This is a genomic window from Pedobacter sp. BG31, from assembly GCF_042464845.1.
Taxonomy (GTDB): domain Bacteria; phylum Bacteroidota; class Bacteroidia; order Sphingobacteriales; family Sphingobacteriaceae; genus Pedobacter; species Pedobacter suwonensis.
Window position 1 is genome coordinate 1 of the sequence record NZ_JBHNZK010000002.1, and the last position, 11,661, is coordinate 11,661.

Here is an 11,661-nt window from a genome sequence, read left to right on the forward strand (position 1 = left end):
ACCAGAGCCGATGGTACTGCGGTAACACGTGGGAGAGTAGGTCGGTGCCAGATCTTAAAGAGAAGCCCTTCAGCAGTAATGTTGAAGGGCTTTCTTGTTTTAAGAGCAGAGGGCATAGGGCACAGCGGTTTCCCGGCACTAAGGGGTTAAGCAGCTAAGCTTTGTTTCCCGCAGATTACACCGATCTCCGCAGATAGCATTCCGCCATCCATTTTAGATTCTTCCGTCTTTTACAATTTAAACGGCCTGTGAACTTTTCCGGACCATTAAAGGGTTAAGCAGCTAAGCTTCGTTTCCCGCAGATTACACCGATCTCCGCAGAGACCATTCCATCATCCATTTTACATCTTCCATTATATCGCAGGTTAATTAGCCCTGATGGGAGCGGCATCCCTTTTGGCTAAGAAAAATTGTTAAAAAAATAAGTTTTCCAAAAGGATAGAGCGCACAGCAGGACGGGACCCAACCTACAAGCACAGGAAACTGCGCTCCAAAAAAATCAGATGCTCTTCCCTAATCAGGAATCAGGAAAAGTTAAGTTTTGTTCCCGCAGATTGCACGGATTTCGCAGAAAGCATTCCATCATCCATTTTACATCTTCCATATTTCACGTTATGTTCCTGATTAAACAGCCCCGATGGGTGCGGCATACCTTTTGGGCTGGAGATTAAAATTATTTCTCTTAAGGTTGCCAATTGTGGTTAAATTTAAAACTGATTAATACTAAATATGTTTAATATCACAAGGTTTGCCGCAATATTTGGTTATCTTTGTTTTTATTAAAAATATAATCATAAATAATGAGTTTTTTTGCAGATAAAAGAAGGGAAGTAATGGTGCATATCGAAACGTATATGCTCGAGATGATGGATACCTATCTTAAACCAATTGATACGAACTGGCAACCGTCTGATTTCCTTCCTGACTCTACGAGCGAAACATTTTATCAAGATATCAGAATTTTACGGGATAATGCAAAGGACCTTTCTTACGATCTTGTAGCGGTATTGATTGGCGATACGATTACTGAAGAAGCTTTGCCTACTTACGAATCGTGGTTATCAATGGTGCAGGGGCCGAGTATGAAAGAAGATGGTGGCTGGATGAAATGGAACAGACACTGGACTGCTGAAGAGAACCGCCATGGTGATTTATTGAATAAATATTTATACTTGTCTGGTCGCGTAGATATGCGCCAGATGGAAATCTCTACACAATACCTGATTGCCGATGGTTTCGATATTGGTACTGGTCATGACCCTTATCGCAACTTTATTTATACCTCTTTTCAGGAGATGGCAACCAATATTTCTCACCGAAGGGTAGCTTCTTTAGCCAAAAAAGATGGTGATACTTTATTATCGAGAATGTGTGGCGTAATCGCTTCTGATGAGGCGAGGCACGCCAAAGCTTATAAGGATTTTATGAACCGTATTTTCGAGGTTGATCCTAATGAAGCCATGCTGGCTTTTGAAGACATGATGCGTAAAAAAATTGTCATGCCTGCACATTTCTTACGTGAGGTAGGTTTAAAAATAGGTCAAACATTTGGCCACTTTACAGATGCTGCGCAACGTTTAGGTGTTTACACGGCGATTGATTATGTTGAAATCATGCAGCAGTTAATCGAGGATTGGAAAATTGAAGGCATGCGTGATTTAAATGAAGCAGGTGAAAAAGCACGTGATTACATTATGGCATTGCCTTCGCGTTTATTACGTGTTGCAGAACGTATGAAAAATCCAACGATTGATTATAAATTTAGCTGGATTGCCGGATAGTCGGTTGAAAAAAATATGTGGAGTCCCCCGATGCAAATCGAGGGATTTTTTTTGGCTTATTCCCTTACATATTTCTTCTGTATTGGCCACCCACTTCGTAAAGGGCATTGCTAATCTGGCCTAATGAGCATATTTTACACACTTCCATAAGTTGCTCAAAAATATTATCACCTGCTATGGATGATTTTTGAAGCTGTTTTAACAAATCCGCTGAACGGCCTTCATTACGGTTGTGAAATTGTTGTAATGCAGCAATCTGGTATTGTTTTTCATCCTCCGTTGCACGAATTACCTCTCCCGGAACAATGGTAGGCGAACCATTTTTATTGAGAAAGGTATTTACACCCACTATCGGGTATTCACCTGTATGTTTGAGCGTTTCGTAATACAAACTTTCTTCCTGGATTTTTCCACGTTGATACATTGTCTCCATTGCGCCCAAAACACCACCACGATCATTGATTCGTTTAAATTCGGATAGAACAGCTTCTTCAACCAGATCAGTCAATTCTTCAATAATGAAAGCGCCTTGTAGTGGATTTTCATTTTTAGCCAGACCCAATTCTCTGTTAATGATCAACTGGATGGCCATGGCTCTCCTTACCGATTCTTCCGTTGGGGTGGTGATGGCTTCGTCGTAGGCATTAGTATGAAGGGAATTGCAATTGTCGTAGATGGCGTAAAGTGCCTGTAGCGTAGTTCTGATGTCGTTAAAATCGATTTCCTGAGCATGTAATGAACGGCCGGAAGTTTGAATGTGGTATTTAAGCTTTTGCGAACGGTCGTTTCCTTTGTATTTGTTTTTGATGGCTTTAGCCCAGATTCTTCTGGCTACGCGGCCTATAACGGCGTACTCAGGATCGATACCATTGGAGAAGAAGAAAGACAGGTTAGGCGCAAAGTCATCAATATGCATGCCCCTGCTTAAATAATATTCAACAAAAGTAAATCCATTACTTAAGGTAAATGCCAGCTGAGAAATCGGATTGGCACCCGCTTCTGCAATGTGATAGCCGGAAATAGATACCGAGTAGAAATTTCTCACTTTCTCATCGATAAAGTATTTCTGAATGTCGCCCATCATCCTTAAAGCAAACTCTGTAGAAAAGATACAGGTATTTTGCGCCTGATCTTCTTTTAAAATATCGGCCTGAACCGTTCCCCGTACCGAACTGATGGCTTTAGCTTTAATAGTGGCATAAACATCGGCAGGAAGAACCTGATCGCCAGTAACACCCAAAAGCATTAAACCTAAGCCGTTATTTCCTTCAGGTAATGCGCCATTGTAAGATGGTCTTTCTATATTTTTGGCTTTATATATTGAAACAATTTTAGCCTCTACTTCTTCTGTCAGACCATTTTCAATAATGTATTTTTCGCATTGCTGATCAATCGCCGCATTCATGAAAAAACCTAATAACATTGGTGCCGGGCCATTAATAGTCATTGAAACTGATGTGGAAGGTGCACATAGGTCAAAACCGGAATATAGTTTTTTGGCATCATCCAAAGTAGCAATGCTTACACCGGAATTACCGATTTTACCGTAAATATCGGGGCGGATATGCGGATCTTCTCCATAGAGTGTAACGGAATCAAAAGCGGTAGATAAGCGATGTGCCGGTTGACCTAACGATACATAATGAAAACGTTTATTTGTTCGTTCAGGGCCGCCTTCTCCGGCAAACATTCTGGTAGGGTCTTCACCGTCTCTTTTTAAAGGAAAAACGCCTGCCGCATAGGGGAATTCACCCGGAAGGTTTTCGGTTAACAACCATCTTAAAATATCGCCCCAGTCTTCATATCTTGGCAGAGATACCTTTGGGATATTTAGTTTTGAAAGTGATTCGTAAAATAAAGGCTGTTTAATTTCTTTATCGCGGACTTTATAAATGAAAAACTCCTTTTTGTATGCTTTTTTGGTTTCTGGCCATTGGCGCAATAGGCGTTTGCATTCGCCATCTAATTGCTCTTCGAAGAATTCATAGCTTGCCTTTAGGTTTTTTGATATCTCATTCTGAGAATCTTTTTCTAAAGATAGTGGATTAGTCTCTCCCAATAAGTCTATTACCCCTTTAAGCTGGTACATTTTACGTGCGATGGTAACCTGTTTCTCTACCCAATCATTGTATGTTTGGCTTGCCTCTGCAATTTCTGCTAAATACCTGATCCGATCTGGAGGAATAATGTAAATTTTCTCTGACTGATCGGAGGTTAATTCCATTTTGGCCTTAAAATCAGTTCCGGTTTTTAATTTAATCTGATCCATCAAAGCGACGAACAGGTTATTCATTCCCGGATCATTAAATTGGGAAGCCATGGTACCATACACTGGAATTTCATTGTCTTTAGCATCGAAAATGTTATGGTTGCGCTTATATTGTTTACGCACATCCCTTAGTGCATCCAAAGCCCCTCGTTTATCAAATTTGTTAATCGCTACCAGATCAGCAAAATCTAGCATATCGATTTTTTCGAGTTGTGTAGCTGCCCCAAATTCAGGCGTCATCACATACAATGAAACATCACAGTGTTCGGTAATTTCGGTGTCCGACTGGCCAATGCCAGAGGTTTCTACAATAATCAGATCATAACCTGCAGCCTTACAGATGTCGATACTTTCCTGTACGTTTTTTGATAAAGCCAGGTTGGCCTGTCGGGTTGCCAATGAGCGCATGTAAACTCTTGAATTATTAATCGCATTCATACGGATGCGGTCGCCAAGTAAGGCACCTCCTGTTTTTCTCTTTGAAGGATCGACCGAAATGATAGCCAGGGTTTTATCTTTTACTTCAACCAGGAATCGACGGACCAATTCATCAACCAAGGATGATTTTCCTGCACCACCGGTTCCGGTAATACCTACAACAGGAGCATTGTTATTCTGGGATAAACGCTTTAATTCGTCAACAAATTTTTGAGCAGCTTCAGGATCATTTTCTGCAACAGTAATGGCACCAGCTATAGCTTTGATATCTTCCGTGGAGATGCTTTTGAGATCATTGCCAATGTCTGTTTTGGTTACAAAATCAGTTTGTATCAGCATATCATTAATCATGCCTTGCAGACCCATTTTACGTCCATCATCAGGAGAGTAGATTCTGGTAATTCCGTAGGCTTGTAATTCTTCAATCTCTGAAGGTAGAATCACGCCGCCGCCACCTGCAAATATCTTAATATGACCCGATCCTCTTTCCTGTAAAAGATCATACATATATTTAAAATATTCAATATGTCCGCCCTGATAGGAGGTCATCGCAATACCCTGTACATCTTCCTGAATGGCACAGTTCACCACCTCATCAACCGAACGGTTGTGGCCAAGATGGATAACCTCAGCTCCTGATGACTGCAGGATACGGCGCATGATGTTAATGGTGGCATCGTGTCCGTCGAAAAGGGACGCAGCGGTTACAAAACGGATTTTATTTTTAGGTTTATAGATTTCTACTGGTTGCATACTATGGGATTTAAAGGACTGGCATGCTCGGGTAACCAATCCTTGTTTCCAAATATATTTGGTATGCAAATGTACTAAATTATGCTGCTTAAAGCACGAATACCCTATACCGTTATGGCTTTTGGTTCAGCTATAAATTTTGTCCAAACTGAAGTAAATAACCATTATTGTCATAAATAGCAAACTCTCTCATACCGTAGTCGAAATCTTCCGGCGGATAACAGATTTCACAATGATCTTTTAAACTTTCCCAAAGAACAGTTACTTCATTTGTTTTGATGTAAAGCGAACCGCTCATGATGGATTTATGAATATTGCGATGTTTGTTAGGGGTGCAAAACATGACTTCTATTTCATCTTTTTTCAGGCTTAACCAGCTCAGATCATCAAGTTTTGCTGTACAGTTAAACTTTAAAATTTCTGTATAGAATTTTAATGTCGCAGGCATATCATGCGATTCGAGCATAGGTGTTAGTTTGATAGCGGTGTACGTTGCCATAATCAAAAATAATAAAAAATGCAATTTTTACCATATGAGACCATATAAGCTTTAGTTCGATTGATAGTTATTTATAATGATCAATTTTTGCTTCTTGCCCAAAGCTATCGTCATGCTGAATTTATTTCAGCATCTTTCCTTAATGAGACCCTGAAATGAATTCAGGGTGACGACGCTAGTTTAAATAAATACCGTTAGAACAAAAAAACTATGCTGGTGGGCATAGTTTTTAAGTATTATTTATTGGTGATTTCATTGATCGGTTCACCTACTGTTCCATTCGGGGTTTGGATATGCAGTAGAGCCGCTAATGTTGGTGCAATATCTGTCATGTAATGCATTTGGTTTGTTGCGCCCGGCTTAATTCCCCATCCCATAAATACCAAAGGAATGTGCGAGTCGTAAGGATTCCAGTTACCATGTGTGGTTCCCGTGCTGCCACCATTAAACCAGTTTGGTTGTAAAACATAATAAATATCGCCACTTCTACGGGCATTGTATCCGTTGGTAATCATTTTCTTCTGGATCTCCTGAAGTGTTGCCTGCGATACTTTCGCAATATCTACCGCATTCTGAAAACCATCCTGTCTTTTTAAGAATTCAACCGAGGCGGATTTAATCACATCGAAGCTGATATCTGCTTTGTCTGTCTTGTCATGATCGAAGATGATCTGGTTATTCATCGATTTTAATACGACATTGTCTAACTTAAATTTATCGTTTAAATAGGTATTTAATTTACTTGCAATTTCTCTGTCGCTCGCCACACCGGCAGGTAGCTTATTCTCTTGCATAAAGCCAGGTACATGTGCAGCGCCATGGTCGGCCGTTAGAAATACAGTATAATTTCCTTTACCTACCTTTTTATCCAGATAGTTGAAAAACTCTTCGAAATCTTTATCCAAACGTAAGTAAGTATCTTCAGCTTCAATAGAGTTTGGTCCGTAAGCATGACCAATATAGTCGGTAGAAGAACAGCTTACTGCTAAAAAGTCGGTGATGTTGTCTTGCCCCAGGTCTTCGGAAAGAATAGCGAGTTTGGCTAAATCTAAAGTGATGGTATTGCCATAAGGTGTACTTCTGATGGCATCGAAATTTTTATCAATGTTTTGTGTTAGCTGGTGTGGAAATGTACTTGATTTACCTTCATATGCATTCTCATCTTTTGTGCTGTTTACATAGGTATTGATCGGATATAGCGTTTCCCAGTTTTTTGCATAAAACTTGTTCGCGAGTTTCAGTTTGTTATAATCGGCAATCCAGCCCGGAACCTCTTTCATATAATAGGTACTGGTAATCCAGTTTCCGGTACTACCCTGGTACCAATACGCTGCATTTGCGGCGTGACCAGCCGGAAGGATGGAACCTCTGTCTTTCAAAGAAATACCGATTACTTTCCCTTTAAAGTTTGTAGCCAGTCTCAACTCATCAGTAATGGTTGTGGTGAGCATATTTTTTGGCGACATATTGCCTTCTGATGAAGGTGTACTGCCCACTGTAGAAACCGAAGAATCTTCTGTGCAGTAAACATTTTTTCTGGTTTCAGGATCGTACCAATCATTACCGATAATACCATTAACAGCTGGAACTGAACCCGTGTAGATGCAAGTGTGACCACATGCAGTATATGTCGGTGTATAGGGAATAAAGGTGTTTTCAACAGAAAAACCTTCGTTGATCAGCCTTTTAAAACCACCATTAGTGTAGCGGTTATAATAGCGGTATAAATAATCCCAGCGCATTTGGTCGACCACCAGACCTACCACCAATTTTGGACGTGCAACCTCCGCAGGAAATGCTTTGGCAGATGTTGTGCTTGTTTTTTTGGTTTGGGCGGATGAAAATGAGATCGAAAAAATAGAAACGGTAAAGATTAAACGGAATATTTTATTCATTATGCTTTAGTTAAAGGGCTAAAGTAATGAATTTAGATAAAGCTACTTTGAAGTTAATGTAAAGATTTTATATCGCTTCGGCCACTACAAACGTGCTTCCACCAATAAAAACCAGATCTTTAGGGCTTGCCGATTGAATAGCAGTTGCTTTTGCTTCAAGAACTGATGTAAAACTTTTTCCTGTTAAGCCAAATGCAGCAGCCTGTTCTTTTAAGCGATCTGCATCTAAACCGCGTTCTAAAGCGGGTTTGCAGAAATAATAAGTTGCATTTTTTGGCATTAACAACAATACTTTCGAAATGTCTTTATCGTTAACCATGCCGAAAACAATGTGCAGGTTCTGGTAGGGCGTTTGGGCAATATTTTTAACCACCTCAGTAATGCCAGCTTCGTTGTGCCCCGTATCGCAGATTACCAAAGGGGTTCTGCTTAAAGTTTGCCAACGTCCCTGTAAACCAGTTTGCTTTTTAACCTGGCTGATGCCGCTGTAAACACTTTGCTGATCGGTTTTAATTTCGGTTTTCTCGTTCAGCACAGTCAAGGTTTGGAGAACGGATAATATATTTTTATGCTGATAAATTCCGGTAAGATCACTTTGAAGATCTTTATATTTGATTTCTCTTCCCTGATAAACGGATACGGAAAGTTTATTGTTTTTGACTTTAAGATCCTGTGTGGTTAGTACCTGGTCGGCAAAAACAATCGGCGCGTGTTCAGTGTTGGCTTTTTTAATGAAAACTGGCGCAGATTCTTCTTGCGTTTCGCCAATCACCACTGGGATACTCTTTTTGATGATGCCTGCTTTTTCTTGTGCAATTTCTGCAAGGGTATTCCCGAGCATATTCATATGATCGAGGCTGATATTGGTGATGACTGAAATTTCCGGGGTGATGATATTAGTAGAATCCAGCCTCCCGCCCAAACCCACTTCAATTACCGCTACATCTACCTGATGTTTTGCAAAATGATCGAACGCCATAGCAACAGTTACTTCAAAAAAGGAAGGTTCGGTTTTTTCGATGAGTTTTTGCTGTTCTTTTACGAATGATACCACTTCAGTTTTGCTGATCATTTTTCCGTTGATGCGAATGCGCTCACGGAAATCTTTCAGATGGGGTGAAGTATACAATCCCGTTTTATATCCCTGGGCCTGTAATACGGAGGCGAGCATGTGGGATGTTGAACCCTTCCCGTTTGTTCCGGCCACATGGATGCTTTTAAATTTATATTGAGGATTATCCAGCGCTTCGCAAAGGATGATGGTATTCGTTAAATCTTTTTTAAATGCTGCTGCGCCAACGCGGGTAAACATCGGAAGTTTACTGTATAAAAAATTAAGCGTTTGTTGGTAGTTCATAATATACGTCAAATATAGGTTGACTGGCGTAATTATGAAATGAAATGAGAAAGATTTTATTGAAGCAATTTCAAACGTTTAAGAGGATTGTGTATTGGATAAACTTAGGGTTCAGCTCTTATATACCGACAATAAACAATACTTTATTTTATAATCTCTTATATTCGCCTATTATTTTAATGGTCTCAATAGTGATTAATAAATTTAGTCTATTTCTTTTAGTGCTCTTAGCCTGTAGTTTCAATCTTGCTGCACAAACATTTTATGTTAGTTCTTATAACTATAATAAAGGTGGAAGCGATATTTATAAAGTAGATATTACTGCCGAAGGGGTAAAATCCACGAAAATGATAGATTGTTCACCTCGCGATCAGTATTTTTCGATCGCCATGAATAAAAACAAATTATTTTGGTTAAATGGTTCTCAAATCTATGTTGCCGACGTGAAAGAAAATAGTATTGAAAATTGCAAGCTCCTATTTTCAGGTATGTCTGGTTCAAATTCGCTGACACTCGGGGCTGATAATAAGTTATATTATTGCTCTAGTTACTTGTTCAGTACCGACATTAATACAGGGAAATCAGAAGCTTTGGTTTACTCAATTACTTTGCCAGCGGAGATGTCTGTTTTTATAAAAAAGACCTTTACATGGCCGCGTACCAGGGCATAGTAAAAATTGATATTAAAGAGCCGAATAAAAGTGTGCTCCATATTCCGCTACCTCCAAATATATCTCTTTACGGAATCGTTAGTGTTTCAACTGGTGTTCGAAAAAATACGGTTTATGGATTAACAAATGTGGGTGCAGAAACTAATATTATCGAATTCGATATGGAAAACCGAAAAATGGTTGGCGTTGTAGGAACCCTTCCTTATAACATTCTCGATGCTGCCAGTATGGTTGAAGATGGTAGTATTATAGGGATAGAATTAGATCGGCTAGATATCAATCAAGATTGTGCTTCGGGAAATACTGCAAATGTGGATGTAATAACAGCTCCGCATCTAGAGGATTTTACCTATACCTTAAATGGAGTTACCAATTCAACAGGCAAATTTGTTGGCTTATCTAAAGGTCAATATACACTTTCCATCAGTTCCGCATCTGATTCATATACCACAACTGTTGATGTCCCGGAGGTTAATCTGATAAAACCTATTTACAATTGGCAGATCAAGAATCAGCTTTGTGAAACGCCGGGTGAGATCACTTTTAGTTCCTCTGAACAAAACAGCAACTATCAGATCAAATACGATGGAAAGTTATATCCGATAAATAGTACCATCACCAATTTATCAGGTGGGAGACCATATCACTTTGAAATCGTAAACAAGTATGGTTGTAAAGTTGATGAACAGGATATTGTTGTTGGACGGGATAAATGTAAAATCAAATTTGATAAGGTTAATATAGTGCAACAGTGTGACGCTTTTCATCAGGGTATTATCAGCGTTTCAACAAAACCACATAGCGCGGCTTATACCTATACATTAAACAATACAACTAGTAATTCGACCGGTATATTTAAGAGTTTAGCTACTGGTTCTTACATGGTCAAAATTACTTCTGATGAAGATGTGTTTGAAACTACTGTAAATGTACCAGATTATAAACAGTTGCAACCAGACTTTTCTTTTACAAAGATTAATCCTGCCTGTACCAATAAGGGAGCTATTCAATTTAACGATTTCTCTGGCAGTGATAATTATAAGATCAAATTCAAAAATGATATTTTTCCCTATGATTATAATTTTCCTAATCTGGAAGTAGGAAATTACAATTTTACTGTGCTAAGTAAAGAGGGCTGTCTAATTGAAGAGTATGATGTAGAATTGGTTTATGAACCTTGCCCAATCATCATCAGTAATGTTGAAATTACTCCAGAATGTAACGTTTTGGGTAAAGGTTTTATCAGGATTGATTGTCCGCCGATCCCAGAGACCTATACTTTTACGCTCAATGGTTCGGTTTCTAATAGCACAGGTGTTTTTAATCTGCTTAATCCAGGTAGTTATAACATTGAGGTTAAAGCATCAGGTGGGGCACCTGCAGTATATAGAACTGTAATAGTTCCAGATTACTCTTTAACAAAGCCTGGTATTGTTGTTAATGCAAAAAATCCTGTTTGTGATTTAACCGGTGAAATTTCCTTTTTGATTGGTAATCATTCGGCTGACTATAACATCAGGTACAATGGTGTCATTTATCCGGGTAATTATACTTTTTCTGGATTATATGAAGGCAATCATACCTTTTCGATCTTGAAACTTAATGGTTGTATAGTAGATGAGCTAAGTGTTGCTTTAGAAACAGAGGCTTGTAATGATATTTCATTTCCAACAGCATTTAGTCCTAACTCCGACAATGTAAATGATAGCTTTAAAGCGAGAGAAGGAAGCAGGGCTTATAATTTCCAGCTGCAGATTTTCGACAGGAGAGGAGTGATTATATTTTCTTCGAATAAACTCTACGATGCATGGAATGGCGATTACAAGGGAGCGCCTCTTCCGGTTGGTGTTTATTTCTGGATGGCATCATTTACGACACAAGAAAACAAGAAAATAACTAAAAAAGGCTCGGTTACATTGGTGCGATAGTACTTGAAATCTATTTTCTGTGAGACTAAGAATATGGAGGCTGATGGGTAAGGAAGTTGCCATCTGACTT

At 39.2% G+C, this 11,661-nt stretch carries 7 protein-coding genes; 3 read left to right on the forward strand and 4 right to left on the reverse strand.

The annotated features are described in order from the left end of the window. Positions 1-800: 800 nt before the first annotated feature. On the forward strand, positions 801-1,781 hold the full coding sequence (locus ACFE6N_RS03280) for an acyl-ACP desaturase (RefSeq protein ID WP_090985332.1): 981 nt from the start codon (positions 801-803) through the stop codon (positions 1,779-1,781). A gap of 64 nt (positions 1,782-1,845) precedes the next feature. Here ACFE6N_RS03280 and ACFE6N_RS03285 read toward each other — a convergent pair whose 3' ends face one another. The 4 genes from ACFE6N_RS03285 to ACFE6N_RS03300 form a co-directional block, all read right to left on the reverse strand. After that, positions 1,846-5,241 (reverse strand): methylmalonyl-CoA mutase family protein, encoded by a 3,396-nt coding sequence (locus ACFE6N_RS03285; protein WP_378933834.1) that lies wholly within the window; start codon positions 5,239-5,241, stop codon positions 1,846-1,848. A 130-nt stretch (positions 5,242-5,371) separates the two neighbouring features. Further along, positions 5,372-5,740, reverse strand: coding sequence for a VOC family protein (locus tag ACFE6N_RS03290; protein WP_378933836.1), 369 nt, complete (start codon positions 5,738-5,740; stop codon positions 5,372-5,374). Between the two features lie 236 nt (positions 5,741-5,976). After that, complete coding sequence (gene pafA / locus ACFE6N_RS03295; RefSeq protein WP_378933838.1) at positions 5,977-7,635, reverse strand: alkaline phosphatase PafA; 1,659 nt, start codon at positions 7,633-7,635, stop codon at positions 5,977-5,979. 67 nt (positions 7,636-7,702) lie between these two features. Continuing rightward, a complete protein-coding gene (locus ACFE6N_RS03300) occupies positions 7,703-8,992 on the reverse strand; it encodes a bifunctional folylpolyglutamate synthase/dihydrofolate synthase (RefSeq protein WP_378933840.1) in 1,290 nt (429 codons plus the stop codon). Between the two features lie 191 nt (positions 8,993-9,183). On the opposite strand from ACFE6N_RS03300, the gene ACFE6N_RS03305 reads away from it, so the two are divergent. Continuing rightward, positions 9,184-9,663 carry a hypothetical protein gene (locus ACFE6N_RS03305; RefSeq protein WP_378933842.1) on the forward strand — a complete coding sequence of 160 codons (480 nt, stop codon included), beginning with the start codon at positions 9,184-9,186 and terminating at the stop codon, positions 9,661-9,663. After that, on the forward strand, positions 9,642-11,591 hold the full coding sequence (locus tag ACFE6N_RS03310; protein WP_378933844.1) for a gliding motility-associated C-terminal domain-containing protein: 1,950 nt from the start codon (positions 9,642-9,644) through the stop codon (positions 11,589-11,591). The genes ACFE6N_RS03305 and ACFE6N_RS03310 overlap by 22 nt, the downstream gene beginning before the upstream one ends. The last annotated feature ends 70 nt before the right edge of the window (positions 11,592-11,661 follow it).

Bases quoted from the DNA above. Each gene is read 5' to 3' on its own strand.
- ACFE6N_RS03280 (WP_090985332.1), top strand. From the start codon at position 801: ATGAGTTTTTTTGCAGATAAAAGAAGGGAAGTAATGGTGCATATCGAA.
- ACFE6N_RS03285 (WP_378933834.1), bottom strand. From the start codon at position 5,241: ATGCAACCAGTAGAAATCTATAAACCTAAAAATAAAATCCGTTTTGTA.
- ACFE6N_RS03290 (WP_378933836.1), bottom strand. From the start codon at position 5,740: ATGGCAACGTACACCGCTATCAAACTAACACCTATGCTCGAATCGCAT.
- pafA (WP_378933838.1), bottom strand. From the start codon at position 7,635: ATGAATAAAATATTCCGTTTAATCTTTACCGTTTCTATTTTTTCGATC.
- ACFE6N_RS03300 (WP_378933840.1), bottom strand. From the start codon at position 8,992: ATGAACTACCAACAAACGCTTAATTTTTTATACAGTAAACTTCCGATG.
- ACFE6N_RS03310 (WP_378933844.1), top strand. From the start codon at position 9,642: ATGGCCGCGTACCAGGGCATAGTAAAAATTGATATTAAAGAGCCGAAT.